Source organism: Streptomyces thermospinosisporus (assembly GCF_039526425.1).
Lineage (GTDB): Bacteria > Actinomycetota > Actinomycetes > Streptomycetales > Streptomycetaceae > Streptomyces > Streptomyces thermocarboxydovorans.
Genome location: NZ_BAAAIZ010000023.1, coordinates 40,127 through 65,454 on the forward strand (window position 1 = coordinate 40,127; position 25,328 = coordinate 65,454).

At 71.5% G+C, this 25,328-nt stretch carries 23 protein-coding genes and 1 tRNA gene; 10 read left to right on the forward strand and 14 right to left on the reverse strand.

Annotated elements, in window-relative coordinates; translation table 11 throughout:
* Positions 1-792 (reverse strand): enoyl-CoA hydratase family protein, encoded by a 792-nt coding sequence (locus ABD207_RS09980; RefSeq protein ID WP_344011713.1) that lies wholly within the window; start codon positions 790-792, stop codon positions 1-3.
* A gap of 51 nt (positions 793-843) precedes the next feature.
* Between ABD207_RS09980 and ABD207_RS09985 the strand changes: the two genes are divergently transcribed.
* Complete coding sequence (locus ABD207_RS09985; RefSeq protein ID WP_344011715.1) at positions 844-1,584, forward strand: SDR family oxidoreductase; 741 nt, start codon at positions 844-846, stop codon at positions 1,582-1,584.
* Between the two features lie 66 nt (positions 1,585-1,650).
* Positions 1,651-2,559, forward strand: coding sequence for an SDR family oxidoreductase (locus ABD207_RS09990; protein ID WP_344011717.1), 909 nt, complete (start codon positions 1,651-1,653; stop codon positions 2,557-2,559).
* 106 nt (positions 2,560-2,665) lie between these two features.
* On the opposite strand, the gene ABD207_RS09995 is transcribed toward ABD207_RS09990, so the two are convergent.
* Positions 2,666-3,565, reverse strand: a complete 900-nt coding sequence (locus ABD207_RS09995; RefSeq protein ID WP_344011719.1) for a hypothetical protein — start codon at positions 3,563-3,565, stop codon at positions 2,666-2,668.
* 163 nt (positions 3,566-3,728) lie between these two features.
* On the opposite strand from ABD207_RS09995, the gene ABD207_RS10000 reads away from it, so the two are divergent.
* From ABD207_RS10000 to pepN, 3 genes are all read left to right on the forward strand, one after another.
* Complete coding sequence (locus ABD207_RS10000; RefSeq protein WP_344011720.1) at positions 3,729-4,112, forward strand: chorismate mutase; 384 nt, start codon at positions 3,729-3,731, stop codon at positions 4,110-4,112.
* 166 nt (positions 4,113-4,278) lie between these two features.
* A complete protein-coding gene (locus tag ABD207_RS10005) occupies positions 4,279-4,749 on the forward strand; it encodes a response regulator (protein WP_344011721.1) in 471 nt (156 codons plus the stop codon).
* An 88-nt stretch (positions 4,750-4,837) separates the two neighbouring features.
* On the forward strand, positions 4,838-7,333 hold the full coding sequence (gene pepN / locus ABD207_RS10010; protein ID WP_344011723.1) for an aminopeptidase N: 2,496 nt from the start codon (positions 4,838-4,840) through the stop codon (positions 7,331-7,333).
* A gap of 201 nt (positions 7,334-7,534) precedes the next feature.
* Here pepN and ABD207_RS10015 read toward each other — a convergent pair whose 3' ends face one another.
* Entirely contained in the window at positions 7,535-7,699 is a 165-nt protein-coding gene (locus ABD207_RS10015) for a hypothetical protein (RefSeq protein ID WP_344011725.1), read from the reverse strand.
* A gap of 104 nt (positions 7,700-7,803) precedes the next feature.
* On the opposite strand from ABD207_RS10015, the gene ABD207_RS10020 reads away from it, so the two are divergent.
* Positions 7,804-9,198: a lysine N(6)-hydroxylase/L-ornithine N(5)-oxygenase family protein gene (locus tag ABD207_RS10020; protein ID WP_344011726.1), complete on the forward strand. Its 1,395-nt coding sequence runs from the start codon at positions 7,804-7,806 to the stop codon at positions 9,196-9,198.
* A gap of 22 nt (positions 9,199-9,220) precedes the next feature.
* Here the strand turns inward: ABD207_RS10020 and ABD207_RS10025 are convergent, their stop codons facing one another.
* Positions 9,221-11,026: a bifunctional metallophosphatase/5'-nucleotidase gene (locus ABD207_RS10025; RefSeq protein WP_344011728.1), complete on the reverse strand. Its 1,806-nt coding sequence runs from the start codon at positions 11,024-11,026 to the stop codon at positions 9,221-9,223.
* A 139-nt stretch (positions 11,027-11,165) separates the two neighbouring features.
* Here ABD207_RS10025 and ABD207_RS10030 point away from each other — a divergent pair, with 139 nt between their 5' ends.
* Together ABD207_RS10030 and pyk are read left to right on the forward strand one after the other, a co-directional pair.
* On the forward strand, positions 11,166-11,846 hold the full coding sequence (locus ABD207_RS10030) for an SIMPL domain-containing protein (protein ID WP_344011730.1): 681 nt from the start codon (positions 11,166-11,168) through the stop codon (positions 11,844-11,846).
* A 218-nt stretch (positions 11,847-12,064) separates the two neighbouring features.
* Positions 12,065-13,498 (forward strand): pyruvate kinase, encoded by a 1,434-nt coding sequence (pyk, locus tag ABD207_RS10035; RefSeq protein WP_344011732.1) that lies wholly within the window; start codon positions 12,065-12,067, stop codon positions 13,496-13,498.
* Between the two features lie 27 nt (positions 13,499-13,525).
* Here pyk and ABD207_RS10040 read toward each other — a convergent pair.
* Positions 13,526-13,598, reverse strand: a tRNA-Leu gene (locus tag ABD207_RS10040).
* Positions 13,599-13,703: 105 nt separating this feature from the next.
* On the opposite strand from ABD207_RS10040, the gene ABD207_RS10045 reads away from it, so the two are divergent.
* The gene (locus ABD207_RS10045) at positions 13,704-14,360 is read left to right on the forward strand and encodes an ANTAR domain-containing response regulator (RefSeq protein ID WP_344011733.1); all 657 of its coding nucleotides are present in this window, start codon (positions 13,704-13,706) and stop codon (positions 14,358-14,360) included.
* 129 nt (positions 14,361-14,489) lie between these two features.
* On the opposite strand, the gene ABD207_RS10050 is transcribed toward ABD207_RS10045, so the two are convergent.
* From ABD207_RS10050 to ABD207_RS10080, 7 genes are all read right to left on the reverse strand, one after another.
* Entirely contained in the window at positions 14,490-15,206 is a 717-nt protein-coding gene (locus ABD207_RS10050; protein ID WP_344011735.1) for an ABC transporter ATP-binding protein, read from the reverse strand.
* Positions 15,203-16,111 (reverse strand): ABC transporter ATP-binding protein, encoded by a 909-nt coding sequence (locus tag ABD207_RS10055; RefSeq protein WP_344011738.1) that lies wholly within the window; start codon positions 16,109-16,111, stop codon positions 15,203-15,205. Before ABD207_RS10055 ends, ABD207_RS10050 begins: the two co-directional genes overlap by 4 nt.
* A gap of 5 nt (positions 16,112-16,116) precedes the next feature.
* Positions 16,117-17,946, reverse strand: a complete 1,830-nt coding sequence (locus ABD207_RS10060) for a branched-chain amino acid ABC transporter permease (RefSeq protein ID WP_344011741.1) — start codon at positions 17,944-17,946, stop codon at positions 16,117-16,119.
* 5 nt (positions 17,947-17,951) lie between these two features.
* The gene (locus ABD207_RS10065) at positions 17,952-18,884 is read right to left on the reverse strand and encodes a branched-chain amino acid ABC transporter permease (RefSeq protein ID WP_344011743.1); all 933 of its coding nucleotides are present in this window, start codon (positions 18,882-18,884) and stop codon (positions 17,952-17,954) included.
* Positions 18,885-18,999: 115 nt separating this feature from the next.
* Positions 19,000-20,229, reverse strand: coding sequence for a branched-chain amino acid ABC transporter substrate-binding protein (locus ABD207_RS10070; RefSeq protein ID WP_344011744.1), 1,230 nt, complete (start codon positions 20,227-20,229; stop codon positions 19,000-19,002).
* Positions 20,230-20,516: 287 nt separating this feature from the next.
* Positions 20,517-21,128 (reverse strand): Tat pathway signal sequence domain protein, encoded by a 612-nt coding sequence (locus tag ABD207_RS10075; protein ID WP_344011745.1) that lies wholly within the window; start codon positions 21,126-21,128, stop codon positions 20,517-20,519.
* Entirely contained in the window at positions 21,125-21,538 is a 414-nt protein-coding gene (locus tag ABD207_RS10080; RefSeq protein ID WP_344011748.1) for a hypothetical protein, read from the reverse strand. Before ABD207_RS10080 ends, ABD207_RS10075 begins: the two co-directional genes overlap by 4 nt.
* A gap of 149 nt (positions 21,539-21,687) precedes the next feature.
* On the opposite strand from ABD207_RS10080, the gene ABD207_RS10085 reads away from it, so the two are divergent.
* On the forward strand, positions 21,688-22,110 hold the full coding sequence (locus ABD207_RS10085) for a hypothetical protein (RefSeq protein WP_344011749.1): 423 nt from the start codon (positions 21,688-21,690) through the stop codon (positions 22,108-22,110).
* A 118-nt stretch (positions 22,111-22,228) separates the two neighbouring features.
* On the opposite strand, the gene ABD207_RS10090 is transcribed toward ABD207_RS10085, so the two are convergent.
* Both ABD207_RS10090 and ABD207_RS10095 read right to left on the reverse strand, forming a co-directional pair.
* Complete coding sequence (locus ABD207_RS10090; RefSeq protein WP_343999716.1) at positions 22,229-22,717, reverse strand: PaaI family thioesterase; 489 nt, start codon at positions 22,715-22,717, stop codon at positions 22,229-22,231.
* A gap of 77 nt (positions 22,718-22,794) precedes the next feature.
* Positions 22,795-25,074, reverse strand: coding sequence for an FdhF/YdeP family oxidoreductase (locus ABD207_RS10095; protein ID WP_344011751.1), 2,280 nt, complete (start codon positions 25,072-25,074; stop codon positions 22,795-22,797).
* Between the last annotated feature and the right edge of the window lie 254 nt (positions 25,075-25,328).

The following is a 25,328-nucleotide window of genomic DNA, read 5'->3' on the forward strand; positions in this document are numbered from 1 at the left end:
TCATCCGGCCGCACCCTTCCCGGAGTTGCCGCCGGAGCCCGCGCCGGAGTTCCCGCCAACGGTCCCGAAGGCGTCCCGCACCCGGGCGCCGGTGCCGCTGAGCTCGGCCTCGAAGGTGAAGCCCTGTTCGAAGCGGTAGGAGCGGTGTACGTCCACGGGGTCGATGCCGTTGAGGGCCGCCTTGGCCAGCCGCAGCAGCCGTCCGTCCTTCGCCGCGATCCGTCCGGCCAGCTCCAGGGCGGCCTCCCGCAGCCCCTCGCGCGGTACCACCCGCCACACCGCGCCGTGCCGGTGCAGCTCGGCCGCGCTCACCGTGCCCGCGGTGTAGTACAGGGTCCGCAGCAGATGCGGGGGCACCAGCCGGGCCAGATGGGTGGCCGCGCCGAGCGCCCCCCGGTCCAGCTCCGGCAGGCCGAAGACGGCGTCCTCGCTCGCCACGATCGCGTCGGCGTTGCCCACCAGCCCGATGCCGCCGCCCAGACAGTGACCGTGCACCGCCGCCACCACCGGCACCTCGCACTCGTACACCGCCGCGAACGCCCGGGCGCAGCCGCGACTGGCCCCGAGCAGCGCGGCCGGGCCGCCCGCCTGGATCTCCTTGATGTCCACGCCCGCGTTGAAGCCCCGCCCCTCGGCCGCCAGCACCACGCACCGGACCTCCGGGTCACGGCCCGCCTCACCCACCGCACCGGCCAGTTCCGACCAGCCGGCCACCGGCAGCGCGTTGACGGGAGGGAAGTCGACCGTGACCAGACGGATCCCCTTCTCCGGGGACGAGGTGGAGACAGACATGGGCGCATCAGCTACCTTTCCACCAAACGTTTGTTAGGGAGGCTACGGCGGATGAGGCTGGACGGGAAGGTCGCCGTCGTCACCGGCGGCACCCGGGGAGTCGGCGCGGGCATCGCACGGGCCTTCGCCGAGGCGGGGGCGCGGGTGGTGACCTGCGCCCGCAGACCGCCCGGAACGCCCCTGCCCGGCACCGAGTTCCGGCCCCTCGACCTGCGCGACCCGGCCGCCGTGCGGGACTTCTTCGCCGCACTGCCCCGCCTCGACGTCCTGGTCAACAACGCGGGCGGCACCCCGTACCGGCTGCTCACCGAGGCCGAGCCGGAACGCCACGCCAGGGTGGTGGAGCTCAACCTCCTCGCCCCGCTCACGGCCACCCTCGCCGCGTACCAGCCGCTGCGGCGGGCACGGGGCTCGGTGGTCATGATCGGCAGCGTCAGCGGCACCCGGCCCTCGCCCGGAACGGCGGCCTACGGGGCGGCCAAGGCGGGACTGGAGATGCTGGCCCGCTCCATGGCGGTGGAGTGGGCCCCCGAGGTCCGGGTCAACACCCTGGTCGTCGGCATGGTCCGCACCGAGCGGTCCCAGTTGCACTACGGCGACGCCGAGGGCGTCGCCGCCGTCGCCCGCACCGTCCCGCTGGGGCGGCTGGCCGAGCCGTCGGACGTGGGCGCGGCGGCCGTCTTCCTCGCCTCGGACGCCGCCGCCTACATCACCGGGGCGAGCCTGCAGGTGCACGGCGGAGGGGAGCGGCCCGCGTTCCTCGACGCGTCGAACGCCGGGAAGGGGCGGTGACGCATGCCGGAGGGAGCGGTGACGCATGCCGGAGGGAGCGGTGACCATGCCGGGAGGAGCGGTGGGATGAGCGGCATCTGCGAGGGGCGGGTGGTCGCGGTCACCGGGGCCGGGCGGGGGCTGGGCCGCGCCCACGCGCTGGCGTTCGCGGCCGAGGGCGCCCGGGTGGTCGTCAACGACCTCGGCGTGGGCCTGGACGGAACACCGGGCGCGGACAGCCCCGCTGCCCGGGTCGCCGCCGAGATCCGCGCGGCGGGCGGCGAGGCGGTGGCCCACGGCGCCGACATAGCCACCCCCGAGGGCGCCGCCTCCCTGGTGCGCACCGCGCTGGACACCTACGGCCGGTTCGACACCCTGGTCAACAACGCCGGCTTCCTGCGCGACCGGATGCTGGTCAACCTCGGCGAGGACGACTGGGACGCGGTGCTGCGCGTCCACCTCAAGGGGCACTTCCTGCCCCTGCGGCACGCCGCCGCCCACTGGCGCGCCGAGACCAGGGCCGGACGCCGGCCTGCCGCCCGGATCGTCAACACCACCAGCGGGGCGGGGCTGCTGGGTTCGGCGGGCCAGGGCAACTACAGCGCCGCCAAGGCCGGGATCGCCGCCCTCACCCTGGTCGCGGCGGCGGAACTCGGCCGCTACGGCGTCCAGGTCAACGCCATCGCCCCCGCCGCCCGCACCCGGATGACCGAGCACACCTTCGCCGATGCCATGGCGCCCCCGGCCTCCGGCTTCGACGCCATGGCGCCCGAGAACGTCTCGCCCCTGGTGGTCTGGCTCGGCTCCGCCGCGAGCGAGGGCGCCACCGGCCGCGTCTTCGAGACGGCCGGCGGCCGCATCACGGTGATGGAGGGCTGGCACCCCGGCCCCACCACCGACAAGGGCACCCGCCTCACCCCCGAGGAGGCCGGCGAGACCGCCCGCGCCCTGCTGGCGGCGGCCCGAGACCCGGAGCCGGTGTACGGGGCCCGCTGACCGGCGACCACTGGGTTCGGCGCGCGGACCGCAGCGCACTGAACCGATGCGCGCCGGCCGAGGCGCACCGACCGGGGCACCTGCCGGGGCCGGCCCGGTCACCGCCTCAGGTGTCGCACTCCAGCACCGTCCGGCACAGCCCGCAGCGGGCCCGCACCCGGCCCCGGACCGGGATCCGGATGCGCTGGTGGCAGGTCGGGCACGCGAAGGAGACCCGCAGCGGGCCGTGGCTGTCCGGGGTGAACGCGTACGGCGCGTCGGCGCGGGACGGCGCGGTGCCGGGAAAGTCCTGGGCGTGGCGGCGGTCGCGGGCGTAGCGGCGGCGGCCCGCCCAGCCCGCCGCCGTCAGCGGGGGCTGCTGCTCGTCGCGGCGGGCCAGCGCCAGGCCCTTGCCGTACGCCTCGTACGCCTGCGGGCTGGTGAACCACACCGCGGGGTCCTCGCCGAACAGCAGCGACCGCTTGGCCAGCACGTACCCGAACTCCTCCGGGGTGAGATACCCCAGCTTCTGCGAGGACGCCCCGTCCTCCCGGAACGCGTCAAGGAGCAGCCAGCCCGCGCCCAGATAGGTGGCCGCGGTGTCGGTGAGGATCTCGTTGTCCCGCGTGCCGGGGAACGACAGCCCCAGGCGGTGCAGATACACATGCATCACCTCGTGCGCGAGGGCCGCCCCGATGTCCCGCCGGTGCGTGCGGAATCGGTCGTTCAGCTCCACGAAGTACTCGGGGCCGGAGGTGAGTTCGATGTTCGCCGCATGCGTCATCTCGCGGAAACAGACCACAAGGCGCGCGTCCGGCAGCCGGTAGTGCCGCACGATCTCCCGCGCCACCCGGTGCGCGCCCAGGTGCAGGTCGTCCACGTCGGAGAAGGCCACGTCCGCCGGGGCGACGCTGGTGTCGAAGGTGCGGATCGTCTCGTACGACAGGCGGCGGTACAGCGCGGTGACGGCCGCCCGCACCGTCTGGAGATGTGGGTAGCCGTGCTCGACCGGTCCGCCGTTCGCCACGCCTCACCCCCGGACGCCCTGAACCCGTCTTCCACTGTACGGGCCGTCCGCCCGCCCGCACCGGAGGCGAGCGGCACGGGACCCGCTCCCCGGCGCGCGGGCCGTTACCAGGTGCTGAGACGGCCCGCTGCCGGGCGCCCGGCGCGCCGTAGGCTGGCCCACCATGACCACCAGCAACACCGGTTCCCCGGCCGGCGGGATCGACCCGGCCGTGGAGGAGGAGCTCACCCGGCTGCGTGACAGCATCGACAACATCGACGCGGCCGTCGTCCACATGCTCGCCGAGCGCTTCAAGTGCACCCAGCAGGTCGGCCGGCTCAAGGCCGAGCACCGGCTGCCGCCCGCCGACCCGGCCCGCGAGGCCCGCCAGATCGCCCGGCTGCGCGCCCTCGCCGAGGACGCCAAGCTCGACCCGGCCTTCGCGGAGAAGTTCCTCAACTTCATCGTCGCGGAGGTGATCCGCCACCACGAACGGATCGCCGACGACACCCTGGGCGGCTCGGCCCGCACCGGCGGCCGGACCCGCACACCCGCCCCGGGGGAGTGACAGGGCGGCCCCCGCGCGGCATGCTGCTGTGCACTCCCCGTCAGCCGACGAGCACCACGCGTCAGCCCCAGGGGATGTCCGCACCCCCGAGGACAGCACCCACGGTCCACGCCCGGTCCACCAGCCGGACCGCACACCGGTCCCTTACGAGGAGGGACGGTCCGCCATGCAGCCGGATGCCCGCATCCTCATCGTCGACGACCACAAGGACAGCCTCTACGCACTGGAGAGCGCCCTGGCCCCGCTGGGCCATCCGCTGGGCCGGGCCACCACCGGCGACGAGGCCCTCAAGCAGATCCTGCGCGGGAACGTGGGCCTGCTGCTCCTCGACGTCCGGGTGCCCGGCGCCGGCGGTCTGGAGGTCGTGCGCTACATGCGGCGCCTGGAACAGACCCAGCACATCCCCGTGATGCTGCTCACCGCCTTCGGCCGCGACCCGGAGCTGAGCGCCGCCGCCCAGGGCCTCGGTGTCGCCGACCTCGTCGCCAAACCCGTCGATCCCTGGATCCTGCGCCTCAAGGCCGGCCATCTGTACCGGGCGTACCGGCAGCGGCGGGCCCTGGAGCGCGAGATCCTCGAACTGCGCGCCCAGCTGCACGCCGCGCACACCGACCGGCTGGAACGCGACCGGACCTGAGCCGTCCGCCGCCGCCCGCCCCCGGCACGAAGGGACAAAGGGGTGTGAACCGATCCGCCTCTGTGCCGGGAAAGCGACATCAGGCAGCATGGCCTGCATGTCCGTACTGACGCGCGACGAAGCGCAGAACCGTGCACAGCTCCTCGACGTCCACCGCTACACCGTCGAACTCGATCTGACCACCGGCGACGAGACCTTCGGCTCCCGCACCCTGATCCGGTTCACCGCACGCACGGACGCGGACACCTTCGTCGAGGTCAAGCCCCACGAGCTGCGTTCCGTCACCCTCGACGGCGAGCCGCTGGACACCGGCAGCCTCGACGGCAACCGGCTGCCGCTGAAGAACCTCACCGAGGGCGAGCACGAGCTGCGCGTCGACGCCGTGATGCGCTACTCCCGCACCGGCGAGGGCATGCACCGCTTCACCGACCCCACCGACGGGGAGACCTACGTCTACACCCAGATGTTCCTGGACGACGTGCAGCGGGTCTTCGCCACCTTCGACCAGCCGGACCTCAAGGCCGTCTTCGAGCTGACGGTGAAGGCACCCGAGCACTGGACCGTCCTCGCCAACGGCGTCACCGAGCACACCGGCGACGGCGTGTGGCGGGCCGCCGCCACCCCCCGCATCTCCACCTACCTCGTCGCCGTCGCCGCGGGCCCCTGGCACTCCGTGCGCACCGAGCACCGCGGCCTGCCCTTCGGCATCCACTGCCGCCGTTCGCTCGCCCCCCACCTCGACGCGGACGCCGAGGAGATCCTCGGCATCACCCGCGCCTGCTTCGACCGCTACCACGAGAAGTTCACCGAGCCGTACCCGTTCGACTCCTACGACCAGGCCTTCGTCCCCGAGTTCAACGCGGGCGCCATGGAGAACCCGGGCCTGGTCACCTTCCGCGACGAGTTCGTCTACCGCTCCGCCGTCACCGACACCGAGCGGCAGACCCGCGCCATGGTCATCGCGCACGAGATGGCCCACATGTGGTTCGGCGACCTGGTCACCCTCAAGTGGTGGGACGACATCTGGCTCAACGAGTCCTTCGCCGAGTACATGGGCTACCGGACCACCGCCGAGGCCACCCGCTTCACCGGCCCGTGGACCGAGTTCGGCGTCACCCGCAAGGCCTGGGGCTACGACGCCGACCAGCGCCCCACCACCCACCCCGTCGCACCCGAGGCGGTCCCCGACACCGCCTCCGCCCTCCTCAACTTCGACGGGATCTCCTACGCCAAGGGCGCCAGCGCCCTGCGGCAGCTGGTGACCTGGCTCGGCGAGGAGGACTTCCTCGCCGGCATCAACACTCACTTCGCCCGGCACCGGTTCGGCAACGCCACGCTCGCCGACTTCATCGACTCCCTCGCCTCGGCCACCGACCGCGACGTGCACGCCTGGGCCGACGCCTGGCTGCGCACCACCGGCGTCGACACGCTCACCGCCTCCGTCGACGCGGTGCCCGGCCGGTGGACCCTCGCCCTGGACCGCGACGGCAGCCGCCCGCACCGGGTGACCGTCGGCGTGTACGACCGCGACCTCGGCGACGGGCGCACCCTGGTGCTGCGCGAGCGCTACGAGACCGACGTGCCGCACGCCGCCGGGCCCGAGCCGCGCCCCGGCACCCGGCCCGCCCTGGTCGTCCCCAACGACCTGGACCTGACCTACGCCAAGGTCCGCCTCGACGAGACCTCCCTGGAGACCGCCCTGCGCGGCCTGTCGGGCATCCCGGACCCGCTCACCCGGGCCGTCGTCTGGAACAGCCTGCGCGACATGGTCCGCGACGGCGAACTGGCCCCCTCCGACTACCTGGCCACCGCCTCGGCCCACCTGCCCGAGGAGACGGACCTCGCGCTGGTGCAGGGCGTCCTCGCCTTCGCCGCCGGGCACATCGCCGACCGGTACCTGGAGCCGAAGGAGCGGCCCGCCGCGCTGAGCGCCCTCACCTCGCTGTGCCGGGACGTCATCCGCCGCACCGAGGACGGCGACCACCCCGGCCTGCGGCTGATCGCGGTACGGCACTTCATCTCCGCCGCCGCCCACCCCGACACCATCGCCGCCTGGCTCGCCGAGGGCACCGTGCCGGGCGGGCCCGAGCTGGACCCGGAGCTGCGCTGGCGCATCCTCGCCCGGCTCGCCGTGCTCGGCGCCACGGACGAGGCCGCCATCGCCGCCGAACTGGAACGCGACCCCAGCGCCACCGGCCAGGAGGGCGCCGCCCGCTGCCGGGCCGCCCTGCCCGACGAGGACGCCAAGGCCCGCGCCTGGGAGACGATGTTCCACTCCGACGAGGTGTCCAACTACCTGTTCACCGCGACCGCCCAGGGCTTCTGGCAGCCCGAGCAGGCCGACCTGGTCCGCCCCTATGTGGCCCGCTACTACGAGGACGCCGTGCGGCTCGCCGCCCGGCGCGGCCCCGCCATCGCCGTCGCCACCGGACGCTGGGCCTTCCCCGTCCACGAGGTCGACCCGGACCATCTGGAGCTCGGCGAGCGGTGCCTGCGCGAGCACGACCCGGTCCCCGCCCTGCGCCGCACGCTCGCCGACCAGCTCGACGACCTCGCCCGCGCGCTGCGGGTCAGGCAGGCGTAGCGAGAACCGGGGCCGGGGGACGTACCCCCGGCCCCGGTTCGCTCGTTGGGTTCACCGGGCGCGGCACACCGGCCGCGCACCCGCGGGAGAAGTCCCGTGCCGCGTCCGGGAGGACAGCCCATGAGCACGTCGCCTCCGCCGGCCCCGCGCACGCCCGGTGCGCCCCGCCGCACGCCCCGCCCGGTCAGCCGGTGCGCCCCGTCACCTGGTCACCACGACGCAGGTCGCCCGGTCCCCGTGCTTCTCCGCCTCTGACCGGCACTGGCGCTCGTTCGTCTCACTGCTGCGGCCCAGCATCCACAGCACCGCCCAGAACGTGACCAGCACGACCAGCGCGACGGCCACCCCCACCGCGATGTCCTTCATGCCCCCGGGCACCTCCCCTCAGGAACCGGCGCGGTGCTCAGCGCAGGGGGACCCGGCCGGCCTCCCCGGCGACGTTCACTGCATCTGCCAGGAAGGAACCCCCGTTGACCACGCCACCCCGCGACCTCGTCGGCATCGGCATCGGCCCCTTCAACCTCTCCCTCGCCGCCCTCGCCCACCCCCTGACCGGGCTCGACGCCGTCTTCTACGACCAGCGTTCCGAGTTCACCTGGCACCCCGGCCTGCTGCTCGACGACGCCACCGTCCAGGTGCCGTTCCTCGCCGATCTGGTCACCCTCGCCGACCCCACCAGCCCCTTCAGCTTCCTCAACCACCTCAGGGACCGCGAACGCCTCTACCCGTTCTACTTCGCCGAGACGTTCCACATCCGCCGCACCGAGTACGACGCCTACTGCCGCTGGGTCGCCGGGCGGCTGCCCGCCCTGCGCTTCGGCCACCAGGTCGACGCGGTGCGCTGGAACGCCGGACGCGAGCTGTTCGAGGTGGACTTCACCCAGCTCGACGCCGACGGTGAGGCCGAGGCCCTGGGCCGCGCCCACACCCGCAACGTCGTGCTCGGCGTCGGCACCGAACCCCATGTGCCCGGCCCGCTCAAGCCCCTGGTGGACGCCCCCGGTGTGCTGGTGATCCACTCCGACGACTACCTCGCCCACCGCGAGGCGCTGCTCGCCGCGGGCCACGTCACCGTCGTCGGCACCGGGCAGTCCGGCGCCGAGGTCTTCCAGGACCTGCTGCGCCGGCGCCCCGCCGGCCGGGAACGGCTGCACTGGATCGGCCGCACCGAGGCGTTCGCGCCCATGGAGTACTCCAAGCTGGGCCTGGAGCACTTCACCCCGGACCACACCCGCTACTTCCACGCGCTGCCCGAGGAGGTCAGGGACCGGCTGCTGCCCGCCCAGTGGCAGCTGCACAAGGCCATCGACGCCGGCACCATCGCCGCCATCCACGACGAGCTCTACCGGCGCACCCTCGACGGCGGCTGGCCCGACACCGTCCTCACCCCCGGCGTCCGGGTGCGCACCGCCGGACGCCTCGGCACCGCGCAGATCGAACTCCACCTGGAGCACGTCCAGCAGGGCACCCGCTCACGCCTGACCACGGACGCCGTGGTCCTCGCCACCGGCCACCGGCCGCGCACCCTGGAGCGCCTCCTGGCCGGCCTCGACCCGTATCTGCGCCGCGACGGCAGCGGCCGCCCGTGCGTCGACGAAAGCTTCCGCCTGGTCCTGGACCCGTCCGTCACCGGCGCCGTCCACGTCCAGAACGCCGAGATCCACACGCACGGCGTCGGCGCCCCCGACCTCGGGCTGGCCGCCTGGCGCAGCGCCGTCATCCTCAACTCCCTGACCGGCAGCGAGGTCTACCCGATGCCGGCCCGCACCGCCTTCACCACCTTCGGGCTGTCACCGGAGAGTGGGCAGGTCCCGCCCGCCCGGGGCGAGGCCGTACGGCTCACCCCGCCGGCGGACGGGACCTGAGGCAGGAACCCGGTGCGGAGGGTCAGAACACCGGCGTGCCGTCCCGCGTCAGCCGCCAGTCCACCGAGGCGAAGTCCTTCGGGTCCAGCACGCCCTTGGCCGTCACCCACTCCGCGATCCGGGTGCGGATCTCGGTCGACTCCGACCACAGCTCGGGAGCCGAGGCCACATGCGGGAAGGCGCCGCCGCCGTTGGCCCGGTAGTTGTTCACCGCGAACACGAACTGCTGCTCGTCGTCCAGCGGGGCACCGCCGAAGGAGAGGTTCTTGATCCGCGAGCCGGCCGGCTGGGCGATGTCGATGTCGTAGGTCAGCCCGGAGACGTAGTCGTAGTTGTAGTCCGGACGGCCGTTCGCGTTGGTCAGCTTGTCCACGTCCACCGGAGCACCGGGCGCCGTCTGCACGAAATACTCGGCGGAGTACTCCAGGTACGCCCGCACCTGCGCGCCCGTCATCAGCTTGGCGACCAGGGTGTTGTCGTAGACGTACAGGCTCGACAGGTCCCGGATGGTCACCTCGCCGGCCGGGATCTCGGAGGTGCGCGAGAACGGCGACGCCTGCGAGAGCACCGGCAGCGAGGCGTGCTCGGTGCCGGCCAGCGCGGCCCGGACGACGTCCTCCTGCACCCTGGTGATCAGGTCGACGATCGGCGCGTCCTTGTAGCGGGCCTCGACCGTGGTCAGCGTCTCGGTCGCGGTGCCGACCACCTGGTTGACGTACTCGACGACCTTGCGGTGCTCGTCGGTGAGCAGCTTGGTGATCCGCGGGTCGTCCTGGACCGTGCGGGAGTCCCGCAGGGAGGCCTTCACCGATTCGACCTGCCAGCGGCCCCGCTCGAAGACCAGCTCGAAGTCGAAGAGGGTGAGCCGCTCGGCGAAGCACAGCGGCTCCGACAGCACGACCTCCTTGCCGGTCTTCTCGTTCACCACCCGCATCTCGGAGATCTCGGTATGCGCGTGCCCGACCAGGATCGCGTCGATGCCGGGCACCTGCCGGGCCACGTTCGCCGCCGCGTTCTCCACGTGCGGCAGCTGGTCCCCGTAGGAGGAGGTGCCCGACGTCCCGGAGTGCGCCGACACCACCACGACGTCCGCGCCCATCGACCGCAGCCTGGGCACCCACTTGGCCGCCTGCTCCTCCAGGCCCGGGAACGTCAGCCTGCCCTGCACATAGGCCTTGTCCCAGATCGCGATGCCCGGGTTCGTCAGGCCCAGCACCGCCACCTTGACCGGCGGCGCGCCCTTCACCCGGAAGGCCTTGATGAAGTACGGCGGGAACGCCGGCCGCAGCGTCTTCGCGTCCAGCGCGTTCGCCCCGAGGAGCGGGAAATCGCACTGCTCCTCGAACTTGCGCAGGGTGTCGATGCCGTAGTTGAACTCGTGGTTGCCGAGCGCCACCGCGTCGTACCCGATGGCGTTCATCGCCTGGGCCATCGGATGCACCGGGCCGCCCTCGGCGGTGATCGGGTCGACCTTGGCGTAGTAGTAGGTCAGCGGGGTGCCCTGGATGGTGTCGCCCGCGTCCAGCAGCAGCGTGTTGCCGGGGCCCTTCTCCTCGCGGACCTGGTTGACCAGCGTGGAGATCCGGGCCAGGCCCTGGGCGTTGCCGTCCTTGTCGGTGTACTCCGCGTCCTTGTAGTAGTCCCAGTTGAAGACGTGCCCGTGCAGGTCGGTGGTGCCCATCACGGTCAGCGCGTACCGCTTGGGCCGCTTCTTGCCGTGCCCCGCCTCTCCGGCCGCCGCCGGGGAGGCCTGCACGGCCGCGGCCAGCGCCACCCCCGCTCCCGTCACGGCGGACCTCTCCAGGAACTTCCGGCGGTTCAACGGCATGTCAGCTTCCCCTCGTGCAGCGGTCACTCGGACGGTCCACGTCGCAACGCGCGTAGACGCGTCCGCAGATTCTGACCTGAACACGCCCATCCGCAACAGTCCCCTCACATAGCGATCCGGTGACCGGCACACTGGCCCCATGACGGCCACCCCCTACGGCACCCCCGAGACCCCCCACCTCACCGTCCGCGGCGAGGCCGACCTCGACGTGCCCCCCGAGATCGCCGGCATCGGCATCACCCTCACCGTCCGGGACCGCGACCGCCGCGGCGCCCTGGACGACCTCAGCCGCCGCAACGCCTCGGTCCTCGAGCTGATCAAGAGCCACGGCGAGGCCGTGGAGCGCCTGGAGACGGGCTCCCTCACCGTCGCTCCCGAACTCACCCGGCACGGCCGCGGCGAGCGCGTCCGCACCTACCACGGCACCGTCCGCCTCACCGCCGAACTGGGCGACTTCGCCGCCCTCGGGGAACTGGTCACCCGCCTCGCCGACCTGGAGCTCACCCGCGTCGACGGCCCCTGGTGGGCGCTGCGCCCGGACTCCCCGGCGTACGCCGAGGCCCGCCGGCGGGCGGTGCACGACGCCGTGCAGCGCGCCCGCGCCTACGCCGAGGCCCTCGGCACCTCCCTGGCCGCCCTCATCGAGCTGTCCGACACCGGAACGGAACTGCCCCGCCCGCCCGCCTTCGCCGCTCGCGGCATGGAACCGGCCGCGTTCGCCGGGGAGGCCGCACCCCCGCCGCTCGACCTCGAACCCCAGCGCCAGCACCTGCACGCCGAGGTCACCGCCCGCTTCACCATGCAGCCGCCAAAGCTGTGAGCCGCTGACGGCAGCCTCCGGGCGAAGAGGCGCCCGTGCGGACGCCTCCGGGCGAAAAGGTGCCTGTGCGGACGCCTCGGGGCGAGGAGGCGCCTGTGCGGACGCCTCCTAGAACCGCCTTTCGAATTCAATTCCTGTCAACAACCCTTCATCGCCCGTCCGTTGGCCGGCCACGCGCAACTCCCTGACTACCCATCGGTAAGCCATAGGCTCAGCCCATGCGCCGAGCGAAAATCGTCTGCACACTGGGGCCCGCCACCGACTCCTACGACCGGATCAAAGCCCTGGTCGACGCGGGGATGGACGTCGCCCGCTTCAACCTCAGCCATGGCACGCACGCCGAGCACGAGGCGCGGTACCGCCACGTCCGCAAGGCGTCCGACGAGACCGGCCGCAGCGTCGGCGTCCTCGCCGACCTTCAGGGCCCGAAGATCCGCCTCGGTCGTTTCGCCGAAGGTCCGGTACTGCTTGAACGCGGCGACACCTTCACCATCACCGCCGAGGACGGAGTGGAGGGCGGCCGCCACCTCTGCGGCACCACCTATGCGGGACTCGCCGAGGACGTCGCTCCCGGTGAGCGCATCCTCGTCGACGACGGCAAGGTCACCCTCAAGGTCACCGAGGTCGACGGCCCCCGGGTGCGCACCACGGTCCTCGAGGGCGGCGTGATCTCCGACCACAAGGGCCTCAACCTGCCCGGCGTCGCGCTCTCCGTCCCCGCGCTGTCCAAGAAGGACGAGGACGATCTGCGCTGGGCGCTGAGGACCGGCTTCGACCTGGTCGCGCTGTCCTTCGTCCGCTCCGGACGGGACATCAGGGACGTCCACCGGGTCATGGACGAGGAGGGCCGCCGCCTCCCCGTGATCGCCAAGATCGAGAAGCCGCAGGCCGTGGAGAACATCGACGAGATCGTGGCCGCCTTCGACGGCCTGATGGTCGCCCGCGGGGACCTCGGCGTGGAGATGCCGCTGGAGCAGGTGCCCATCGTGCAGAAGCGCGCGATCAAGCTGGCCAAGCGCAACGCCAAGCCGGTGATCGTCGCGACCCAGATGCTGGACTCGATGATCGACAGCGCCCGCCCCACCCGTGCCGAGGCCTCCGACGTGGCCAACGCGGTCATCGACGGCACGGACGCGGTGATGCTCTCCGGCGAGACCAGCGTCGGCAAGCACCCGGTGGAGACGGTCCGCACCATGGCGAAGATCGTGGCGGCGGCCGAGGAGGACATCCTCGCCAAGGGCCTGCCGCCGCTGACCGAACGCAACAAGCCCCGCACCCAGGGCGGGGCGGTGGCCCGCGCGGCGGCGGAGATCGGCGATTTCCTGGGCGCGAGGTTCCTGGTCGCCTTCACGCAGTCCGGCGACACGGCCCGCCGGATGTCCCGCTACCGCTCGCCCATCCCGCTGCTGGCCTTCACCCCGGAGCCGGCCACCCGCTCGCAGCTCAGCCTGTCGTGGGGAGTGGAGACGTTCCTCGGCCCGCACATGGACTCGACGGACGCCATGGTCGACCAGGTGGACGAGCTGCTCACCCAGTACGGACGCTGCGACCGGGGCGACGTGGTGATCATCACGGCGGGCTCACCGCCGGGCGTGACGGGCTCCACCAACATGGTCCGCGTTCACCGGATCGGCGAGGACGACAACCCCTGAGCGGCGACCTTGGAACCGGAGGAAAAGTACCCCGGGTCGGATTCGAACCGACGCTGTATGGTGTTTGAGACCATTGCCTCTACCGCTGGGCTACCGGGGCTCCCTTTGAAACGAAGGCCGGCGGTCACCCGCCGTGCCCCTACCTTATCGCAGCTGGGTACGCTCTTGTCAGCAGTATCTGCCTGCCCCGCACCTAGGAGCTCACGTGAGTGCCCCCGAGTCGCCCCAGCCAGTGGACGTGCCCGAAGACGACAAGTCGCACGTGCCTCCCATGACGACCCGCGTGGTCATCGCCGAGGACGAGGCGCTGATCCGGCTCGACCTCAAAGAGATGCTGGAGGAGGAGGGCTACACCGTCGTCGGGGAGGCGGGCGACGGCGAGCAGGCCGTCGAACTGGCCCGTGAGCACCGGCCCGACCTGGTGATCCTCGATGTGAAGATGCCCAAGCTGGACGGCATCTCCGCGGCGGAGAAGATCGCCGAGGAGCGGATCGCCCCGGTGCTGATGCTGACCGCGTTCTCCCAGCGCGACCTGGTGGAACGGGCCCGCGACGCCGGTGCGATGGCGTACCTGGTCAAGCCGTTCAGCAAGAGCGACGTGGTGCCCGCGATCGAGATGGCCGTCTCGCGGTTCACCGAGCTGAAGGAGCTGGAGCGCGAGGTCGCGGACCTGAGCCAGCGGCTGGAGACCCGCAAGCTGGTGGACCGCGCCAAGTCGGTGCTGCAGACGCAGTACGGGCTGACCGAGCCGGCCGCGTTCCGCTGGATCCAGAAGACGTCCATGGACCGGCGGATGTCCATGCAGCAGGTGGCGCAGGCGGTCATCGACGACGCCGAGGAGAAGAAGGCGCAGAAGGGCTGAGCGCCCCGCGACGGAACGAGGGCTGAGCCCCTCGCACCGAACCGAGGACGCCCGGACCGAGGACAACGGAATGCGGCCCGCGCCCCCGAGGGGGACGCGGGCCGCTCGCGTGTGCGGCTGCCGCCGGCCTCAGTCCTCGCCGAGGTACGCCTTGCGCACCGACTCGTCGTGGAGCAGGTCCTGGCCGGAGCCGGTCAGGACGATCTTGCCGACCTCCATCACATGGCCGTGGTCCGCGAGGGACAGCGCGGCCTGGGCGTTCTGCTCGACCAGCAGGATGGTCGTGCCCCGCGACTTCAGCTCGGCGATGGTCGCCATGATCTTCTGCATCATGATCGGCGACAGACCCATCGAGGGCTCGTCGAGCATCAGCAGCTTCGGCTGGGACATCAGCGCCCTGCCCATGGCGAGCATCTGCTGCTCACCGCCGGAGAGGGTGCCCGCGGCCTGCTTGCGGCGCTCCCCGAGGATGGGGAACAGGTCGTAGGCGCGCTGCATGTCCTTCTCGATGCCCGCCTTGTCGTTGCGCAGGAAGGCCCCGAGGCGCAGGTTGTCCTCGATGGTCATGCGCGGGAAGATGTGCCGCCCCTCCGGGGAGTGGGCGAGACCGCGGGCGACGATCTCGTGGGCGGGCACCTTCTTCAGCGACTTGCCGTTGAACTTGATCTGGCCGCCGACCGGCTTCAGCAGACCCGACAGGGTGCGCAGGGTCGTCGTCTTGCCGGCGCCGTTGGTGCCGATGAGGGTGACCACTTCACCGGCCTCGACCTTGAACGAGATCCCCTTGACGGCTTCGATCTTGCCGTAGGCGACCCGGAGGTCCTCGACTTCGAGAAGTGCGGTCATCGGTCGTTCTCCTTGGCGGGCGCGGTCTCCGTGGCGGCCTCGGCCGCGGCCTCGGCGGCCTCGACCTCGGCAGCTTCCGCGGCGCCGGGGTCGTTCGCGAGGGGTTCTCCCAGGTAGGCGGCGATCACCCGCTCGTCGCTCTGCACGGTGGCGGCGTCGCCCTCGATCAGCTTCTTGCCCTGGACGAGCACGGCCACGCGGTCACAGAGGTTCATGATGAACCGCATGTCGTGCTCGATGACGAGGACGGCGATGCCCTTGTCGCGGATGGCGAAGATCAGCTCCTCGGCCGCCCGCGTCTCCTGCGGGTTCATACCGGCCGTGGGCTCGTCGAGGAGCAGCAGACCCGGCTCGCTGGCCAGCGCCCGCGCGATCTCCAGCTTGCGCTGCTCGCCGTAGGGGAGGTTGCGGGCCAGGTGGTCCGCCTTGTCCGCCAGGCCCACGAACTCCAGCAGCTCCATGGCCCGGGCGCGGCTGGCCGCCTCCGCCTTGTGGAAACCGGGGCCGCGCAGCAGCGCCGACCACAGGCCCTCCTTGGTGCGGGTGTGGCGGCCGACGAGCACGTTCTCCAGGACCGTCATGTTGGCGAACAGACGGATGTTCTGGAAGGTGCGCGCGATGCCGGCGGCGGTGACCTTGAACGACTTGGGCGGCAGGATCTGGCCCTTGTAGCGGACCTCGCCCTCGGTGGGGATGTACAGGCCGGTCAGGCAGTTGAAGAAGGTCGTCTTGCCGGCGCCGTTGGGGCCGATGAGGCCGACGATCTCGCCGGCGTTCACGGTGAGGTCGACCTCGCTGACGGCGGTGAGGCCGCCGAAGCGCATGGTCACACCGCGGGCGTCGAGGACGGGCTCGCCGGGGGTGGCGCCGGTGGGCGCGCTCTTGGTGGTGGTGTCGGTGGTCATCGTGGTCAGGCCCCTGCCTTGCTGAGGACTGTCGGCGCTTGTGCCTCTTCGTGGAATTCGAGCTGGCGACGCCGGTTCGGGATGAGGCCCTCCGGTCGGTAGCGCATCAGCAGCACGAGCGCGAGGCCGAAGGCGAAGAGCTGGTAGTCGCCGAGGAACTGGAGCTTGGCCGGGATCAGGTAGAGCAGGGCCGCGCCGACCAGCGGTCCGCTGATGGTGCCCATGCCGCCGAGGACCACCGCGGCGAGCAGGAAGGCACTGTTGGGCGGGACCACGTGGGCGAACTGGTACTGCTCCGGCGTCACCGTGTAGGTGACGTGCGCCTGGACGGTGCCCGCGAGACCGGCGAGCGTGGCGCCGAGGGCGAAGGCGATCAGTTTGACGCGGAAGCCGTTGATGCCCATCGCGAGCGCGGCGGTCTCGTCCTCGCGGATCGCCACCCAGGCGCGGCCGATGCGGGAGTCGCTGCTGCGCCGGAAGACGACGACCACGACCAGCGTGATGAGCAGCATCAGCAGGAAGTAGTTGGCGAACCGGGCGATGGTGAACCCGCCGATGGTGTGCTCCTGGCCGAAGTCGAACCCGAGGATGTTGAGGTTCGGGATCGAGGAGATGCCGTTGGAGCCGTTGGTGATGTCGGGTCCGGAGGTGCCGTCCATGTTGAGGACGGCGATGCGGAAGATCTCACCGAAGCCGAGGGTCACGATGGCCAGGTAGTCGCCGCGCAGCCGCAGCGTCGGCGCACCGATGATCACGCCGAACACCATGGCGACCGCCGCGCCGATCAGCGCGCTCGCCCAGAACGGCAGGTGGAAGTCGAACGGGCTGGAGGGGCTGCCGGAGACCATGGCGGCGGCGTAGGCGCCGACACCGAGGAAGGCGACGTAACCGAGGTCGAGCAGGCCGGCCAGACCGACGACGATGTTCAGGCCGAGGGCGACCGTGGCGAAGATCAGGATGTAGACGCCGATCGTCGCGTACTGGTCGTCGGACTGGGTGAAGGGGAACGCGGCCGCCGCGACGAACGCACCGATCAGGGTGACGTTGCGGTGCTTGGCGGTGATGGCGGAGACCCGGCTGGTCAGCCCGGCCTTGAAGAGGGCGGCGAAGCCGAAGCCGGCGATGATCAGGAAGCCGACGAACAGCTCGTCGTACTCGGTGCCGATGCCGTAGGTGAAGACGAGCAGGCCGAGGGCCATGGCGGCCACGATCACCAGGATCTCGGCGAAGCCGGGGAGCTTGCGCGTCGGCGCCTTGACGGGCCCGGTCGCGAACGCCGCCTTGATGACCGCGCCCTGGTGGCGCGCCTTGTGGCGGAACTGCTCCCAGCCAGTGTCCTCCGGGTCGAAGGGGTCCGGGGCCGGCCGCTCGAACGGCAGGGCGAGGGCGCCGAGCAGGGCGAGCAGGGTGGCGGCGGCCACGACGAAGCCGCCCGGCTCCAGGTTCACCACACCGCCGAGCTGCACGCTGATCGCGATGACCGTGTACCAGGCGGTGACGAAGGTGCCGAGCGCGGCCAGCTTCAGCGCGCTGTCGGCGCCGGCCGGGACGAGCCAGCGCAGTCCCTTGATGTTGTAGGAGGCGAGGCCGAACAGCGCGGTGAGGGCGCCGCCGACCAGGACCAGGACCTGCAGTCCGCCCGGGTAGCCGTAGACGGTGAGGTCACCGGGGAACTCGGCGGTCCAGGTCCAGGCGAGGAAGGTGGAGATGACGGAGAGGACGCCGCCGGCGGTGGCCAGGGCGCGGCCGGCGCTCTCGGGGAGGCCGACCAGACCCCTGGGCGCCGCGGGGGTGGGGGTGTCCGGGGTCTTGGCTGCTGTGGTCTGTGTGGTCATCGGTGTCACGCCCTGTCCGCGACTCGCTCACCGAGCAGACCCTGAGGCCTGAACAGGAGCACGAGGATGAGGAGAACGAAGGCCCAGACGTTCGCCCAGGACTGGCTGCCGAACTGGTCCATGCCGGGGATGTCGGCGATGTAGGCCGTGGACAGCGCCTCGGCGACACCGAGCACGAGTCCGCCGAGCATCGCTCCGTAGATGTTGCCGATGCCTCCGAGGACCGCGGCGGTGAAGGCCTTCAGGCCGAGGATGAAGCCCATGCGGAACTGGACCTGACCGTACTTCAGGCCGTACGCGACGGCGCCGATGGCGGCGAACACGGCACCGAGGGCGAACGCGACCACGATGATGCGGTCGGTGTTGATGCCCATCAGCTTGGCGGTGTCCGGGTCCTGGGCGGTGGCCTGCATGCCGCGGCCGGGGCGCGTCTTCATCACGAACCAGGCCAGGACGGCCATGCTCAGGGGGGCCACGACGCACAGGAAGATGTCGCCGGTCTGGATGGTGACGCTGCCGATCTCGAAGGGGCCGCCCTCGATCTGCGGGAAGTTCAGGGAGTCCTCACCGCCGGGGTACCAGGCCCAGACGGCCTGCTGCAGGGCCAGCGAGAGTCCGATGGCCGTGATGAGCGGGGCCAGACGCGGGGCGCCCCGCAGGGGGCGGTAGGCGAACCGTTCCGCTCCCACGGCGACCAGGACGGAGACGAGGACGCCCGCGAGGAGCATCAGGGGCAGGGCCACCCACATCGACGTGCCGTCGGGCAGCACGTACAGGTAGACGGTGAGGGCACCGAAGCCACCCACCATGAATATCTCGCCGTGGGCGAAGTTGATGAGCTGGACGATGCCATAGACCATTGTGTAGCCGATGGCGACCAGCCCGTACATGGATCCCAGTAGCAGGCCGTTGACCAGCTGCTGCGGCAGTTCGTTCACCGCATGTCCTCCGAGACGTTCGGAACAAGTTCGACGGATGGGGCCGGATGCGAGTCCGCGCGGGGCGCCAGTGGTGCAGCGCCCCGCGCGGCCTCTAGTCGGTGCGGGTGAAAGCTCAGCCCGTGTAGGTGCCGGACTTCACGGGCTTCCACTCGCCCTTCTCAACGGCGTAGACGGTGAGCTGCTTGTTGGTGGCGTCACCGAACTCGTCGAACGAGACCTTGCCGGTGACTCCGTCGAAGGAGACGTTCTGCATGGCCTCGGTGACCTTCTCGCGGGCGTCGTCGGGCAGCTTGCCGTCGTTGTCCTCGACGACCTTCTTCACGGCCTCGATGATCGCCCAGGTCGAGTCGTAGGAGTAGCCGCCGTAGGCCTCGTAGGCGTCCTTGTAGCCCGCGGCCTTGTAGTTGGCGATGAACTCCTTGGCGGAGGGCAGCTCCTCCACCGGGGCGCCGACCGAGGTGGCCAGGTCGCCGGAGCCGCTCGGGCCGGCCAGCTTGATGAAGTCGGCGCTGTAGATGCCGTCACCGCCGACCAGCGGGATCTTGGCGCCAGCGGCCTTGATCTGCTTGCTGAGCGGGCCGGCCTGCGGGTACTCGCCGCCGTAGTAGACGACGTCGGCGCCCGAGTTCTTGACCTTGGTGGCGACCGCGGAGAAGTCCTTGGTGTCCGGGTCGATGTGGTCGGTGCCCACGACCTTGCCGCCGAGCTTCTTGAACTCCTCGGTGAAGGTGGAGGCGAGGCCGGCGCCGTAGGTCTTCTTGTCGTCGATCACGAAGACCTTGCGCTTCTTGGACTCGTTGTACAGGTACTGCGCGGCGAACGGACCCTGGACGGCGTCCGTGGTCGCGGTGCGGAAGTACGACTTGTACGGGCGCTTCTTGGACTTCTGCCAGTCCGTGCCCTGGGTGAGCGCCGGGTTGGTGTTGGCCGGCGACACCTGGACGAGCTTGGCGTCGTCGAAGACCTTCTGCATGGACTCGGCGACGGAGGAGTTCAGCGGGCCGACGACGCCGAGGACGTCCTTGTTGGCCACGAAGGTGGTGGCGTTGGCCTGCCCGGAGGAGGGCTGGGCCTGGTCGTCACGGGCGTCGATCTTGAAGGTGACGCCCTCGACGAACTTCTCCTTGTTGGCGGTCTTGGCTGCGAGGTCCGCGGAGTTCTTGATCCCGAGGCCCAGCGCGGACAGGTCGCCGGTCAGCGGCGCGTCCACGCCGATGACCACGGTGGTGCCACCGTTGCCCTTGTCCGAGCCGCCGTCGTCGTCGCGCGAACCGCAGGCGGTAAGGGTGAGAGCTCCCGCCGCCAGCGCGGCGGTGATGGCGATGAGCGAACGTTGACGCACGATCCAGTCCTTTCCCCTGACAGCCGCTTCCCGGTGGAAACGGCCGAGTCGAGCGCCGGGCCGAAGTGACAATCGGGCTCCGCGGTGACTGGCCGTGACTCTAAGCGTGTGTGGGGAACGTGGAGGAGAGTCTGACCAATGCTGTGACGCTCTTGTTATGACACGACGTATTGCAGAGCGGTACTGAGTGGGGGGAACGGAGGAATTCCCGCCGATTTGCCCTGTCCGCATGCTGAGAAACTGCAGGACTCGCGAAGGGCTATCAGGCGTCTCGGCGCTTTTGGTGATTACCGGGAATCGTTGCTGCAGGCTACTTGCAGGGCTCCGGAGAGGTCCTGTGCGTAGCGGGAGCCGAGGATGAAGCTGTGCGTCTGTATTGCGCGCGTATTACGTAGAGTTACATCCAGGAAAGGGAGCCCGGCCCCCCGGGGAGCTTTCCCGCATTCGGTCACCCGGAGGGTGATCGTGATCTTGTGGGGGGAACCTGCCTTTGTCCGGAAAGGCGTGCGTGGGCTGGAGATCACGGAAAGTCCCGCGTAGGGCTGGGAAATCCGGATCACGGTGACCGGAGGTCCGGATTCGACGCTGAGCAGGGCATCGAAGCGGAAGCTCCGTTTCTCCGTTCCAGGGGTTCTGACCTGCGGATTCAGATAGGTGAGGGCGGTGACCTGGGACGGGTACGGCGGCGGTGCGGGCGCGGGCCGTTCGGGCCGGGTGGCGTAGAGGTAGCCGGCGCCGGCCAGGACGGCCGCGGCGGTGAGGGAGGCGAGCGTGGCCCTGTGGTGGCGGGCGAAGGCCCGTGCCGGCGGCCCGAGTCGGGGCCAGTGACGGGCCGGCGGCGGGGTGCTGTCCCAGGCCCGGGTGCCCTGCCCCGGCTCCACCGGGCCGACGCCGCTCATTGCCACGGCCCTTCGCTCGGCCCGCCGTCCTGATACCGCTCGGCGCAGCCCTGCCGCACCTGACGGTCGATCACTCGCTGTGCAGCCTCCGGTCCCTGACGCTTTACCACGGGCCGGGCGGCCGCCACGGCGTCGCGCAGGATCTCGTACTGCCCGTTGGACAGTCCCATCGACTGGTAGTCGCCGTAGGCGGTGCCGGCGAGCACCTCGCGCGACCAGTGCGTCACGAGCTTGACGCAGACCGCCTCGGCGGAGGTGGCGCCCGGGGACGGCGAGGAGGCGGCGGGCGCGGAGGCCGCCCCGGAGCCTGGCGCGGAGGCCGTGCCGGGGCCGGACGTGCCGCAGCCGGTCGCCAGGGCGCCGGAGAGGATCAGCGCGGCGAGGACGCATATGCCGTCGGGCCGTCTCACGCGCCGAGTCTCGCGAGCTTCGCGGGGGAGTTCAAGACGTGTGCCGGGCCCGCGGATCATCTCGCCCCGGGGAAAAGCGAGTTGACACGGAGGAGCGGGTGCTGTCTGATGTGGCGCTCAATCGAACATCAGCGCGAGGGGGAACCTTCATGAAGCTCAAGGGACTGGCACAGGCCGGTCTGGCCCTGGCGGCGAGCGCCATCCTGGTCGCCGGGACGGGGGGTTCCGCCTCCGCGAGCGGACTCAATGTGACCGTCAGCAAGAGCTGGGGCACCTCGACGTTCTACCCCGACGGCGACTGGCTCTACATCACCGACCACGCCGCCGACGGCTACTCGGTGCACGGCAAGATCCAGCAGCGGGTCTGCGCCAACGTCGGCTGCGACGGCTACACCTGGGTGGATCTGCGCACCGGCTGCTACGACACCACCAGCATCGGCGACAACGGCACCGAGATCCGCCAGTGCAACTACGACGTCAACGAGAACGTGACGGTGCGGGTGTGCGAGGCCCGCTACAGCGGGGGCACCCGCTACGGCGACTGGTACTGCAGCGGCTCGACCAAGTCCTGACGCGGGACCGCCCGCGCCCCGTGCCCGGCGAGGGCGGGGCGCGGGCGGGACGCGCCGGACCACCGGTGCGGGGGCGGGCCGGCCGCTCCGTCCGCGCCGGTGATCCGGCCGTTCGCGGTCATCCGCGCGCGTTCACCCGCTCCGCGTCCTTCGGGGTCACGTCGCGCAGCAGGCAGGTCAGGCGGGCGGTGCAGACCCGCTTGTCCTGCTCGTCCGTGATGACGATCTCGTACGTCGCCGTGGAGCGCCCCCGGTGCACGGGCGTGGCCACGCCGGTGACCAGGCCGGAGCGGACGCCCCGGTGGTGGGTGCAGTTCAGGTCGACACCGACGGCGATCTTGGAGCTGCCGCCGTGCAGCATCGAGCCCACCGAGCCGAGCGTCTCCGCCAGCACCGCCGAGGCGCCGCCGTGCAGCAGCCCGTACGGCTGGGTGTTGCCCTCCACCGGCATCGTCCCGACGACCCGCTCCGCCGACGCCTCCAGTATCTGCACGCCCATGCGCGTGCCCAGATGGCCCGCCGAGAACAGCGCCTGGAGGTCCACGCCGAGCGCGGCGTACTCGTCGATGACCTCCTGCGGGAACTTCACCTGCTGCTGCTCACCCATGGGTCCGGCTCCGTTTCGTCGTGATCGCTTCCGGCGCTGTGCGGCACTCTGCCGCAGCTGCTCGGCTGAGCAAACGCTCAGTCGGCCGCCGATTGTTCCAGACGGACCACTACGGACTTGCTGGCCGGGGTATTGCTGACGTCCGCCGTGGCGTCCAGCGGCACCAGCACATTGGTCTCCGGGTAGTACGCGGCGGCGCAGCCGCGGGCCGTCGGATAGTGCACCACCCGGAAGCCCGGCGCCCGGCGCTCCACCCCGTCCTTCCACTCGCTCACCAGATCCACGTACGAGCCGTCCGCGACCCCCAGCTCCCGCGCGTCCTCGGGGTTGACCAGCACCACCCGCCGGCCGTTGCGGATGCCCCGGTAGCGGTCGTCCAGGCCGTAGATCGTGGTGTTGTACTGGTCGTGCGAGCGCAGCGTCTGCAGCAGCAGCCGGCCCTGAGGCACCCTCGGGTACTCCACGGGCGCCGCGGTGAAGTTGGCCTTCCCGGTGGCGGTGGGGAAGCGGCGCTCGTCACGCGGGGCGTGCGGGAGCGCGAAGCCCCCGGGGCGGGCCACCTTCGCGTTGAAGTCCTCGAAGCCGGGGACCACCCGCGCGATACGGTCCCGGATCGCCCCGTAGTCCCGCTCGAACTCCTCCCACGGCACCTTGCTGTCCGCGCCGAGCACCCGCCGGGCCAGCCGGCACACGATCGCCGGCTCCGACAGCAGCCAGGGGCTCGCCGGCTCCAGCCGCCCGCGGGAGGCGTGCACCATGCCCATGGAGTCCTCGACGGTGACGAACTGCTCCCCGCCCGCCTGCACATCGCGCTCGGTGCGGCCCAGCGTCGGCAGGATCAGCGCCCGCGCGCCGGTGACCGTGTGCGAGCGGTTCAGCTTGGTCGACACATGCACCGTGAGCCGGGCCCGCCGCATCGCCGCCTCGGTGACCTCCGTGTCGGGGGAGGCGGAGACGAAGTTGCCGCCCATGGCGAAGAAGACCTTGGCCTCGCCGTCGCGCAGCGCCCGGATCGCCCGGACCACGTCGTAGCCGTGCCGGCGGGGCGGGGCGAAGCCGAACTCCTTCTCCAGCGCGTCCAGGAAGGCCGGGGAGGGCCGCTCGAAGATCCCCATGGTCCGGTCGCCCTGCACATTGGAGTGGCCGCGCACCGGGCACACGCCCGCGCCGCGCCGGCCGATGTTGCCGCGCAGCAGCAGGAAGTTGACGATCTCCTTGATGGTCGGCACCGCGTGCTTGTGCTGGGTGAGGCCCATCGCCCAGCAGACGATGGTGCGCTTCGAGTCGAGGACCATCCGCAGGCAGCGCTCGATGTCCTCGCGGGTGAGCCCGGTCGCGGCGAGCGTCTCGTCCCAGCCGGCTGCGCGGGCCGCCTCGGCGAACTCCTCGAAGCCGTGCGTGTGCTCCCGCACGAACTCCTCGTCGACGGCGCCCTCCGTCTGCAGGATCAGCTTGTTGAGGAGGCGGAACAGCGCCTGGTCGCCGCCGATGCGGATCTGCAGGAACAGGTCGGTCAGCGCGGCGCCGGCGGTCAGGCCCTTCGGGGTCTGCGGGTTCTTGAAGCGCTCCAGGCCCGCCTCCGGCAGCGGGTTCACGCTGATGATCCGGGCGCCGTTCGCCTTGGCCTTCTCCAGCGCGGTGAGCATCCGCGGATGGTTCGTGCCCGGGTTCTGCCCGGCCACGATGATCAGGTCCGCCTTGTAAAGATCGTCCAGCAGCACGCTGCCCTTGCCGACGCCGAGCGTCTCGGTCAGCGCCGAGCCGGAGGACTCGTGGCACAGGTTGGAGCAGTCGGGCAGATTGTTGGTGCCGAGCTCCCGCGCGAAGAGCTGGTAGAGGAACGCCGCCTCGTTGCTGGTGCGGCCCGAGGTGTAGAAGACGGCCTCGTCGGGGGAGCCGAGCGCGGCGATCTCCTCGGCGACGATGTCGAAGGCCCGCTCCCAGGTGACCGGCTCGTAGTGGGTGCCGCCCTCCGGCAGATACATGGGGTGGGTGAGCCGGCCCTGCTGCCCCAGCCAGTAGCCGCTGCGGCCGGCCAGCTCGGAGACCGGGTGCTCGGCGAAGAACTCGGGCGTCACCCGGCGCAGGGTGGCCTCCTCGGCCACCGCCTTGGCGCCGTTCTCGCAGAACTCCGCCCGGTGCGGGCGGTCCGGCTCCGGCCAGGCGCAGCCCGGGCAGTCGAAGCCGTTCTGCTGGTTGACGCTGAGCAGCGTCAGCGCCGTGCGCCTCACGCCCATCTGCCGCTGGGCGGCGCGCAGGGTGTGTCTGATCGCCGTCAGCCCCGCGGCCGCGTGCTTCGGCTCGGCGACCTGCGGCGCGTCCTGCACCGGATCGGCCTTCGGCGGCTTGGCGGCCATCGCGCACTCTCCTTCGGGTACACGTGTGAGGTACGTCTCCGATCCTCGCACGCGCCACCGGCAGGGCTCAGCCCCCCGGGTGACCGTGCGGCGGGGCGGTGGGGCGCGGTCGTGCGGTGGGGAGGCGTGGCGGTGGGGCGCGGGCCGTGCGGTGGGGGTGTGGCGGTGCGGCGGGGCCTCGCGGTGCGGCGGTGCGCCGCGGTGACGGGGAGCGGCCGGGCGGTGCGGCGCGGTGACGGGGAGCGGCCGGGCGG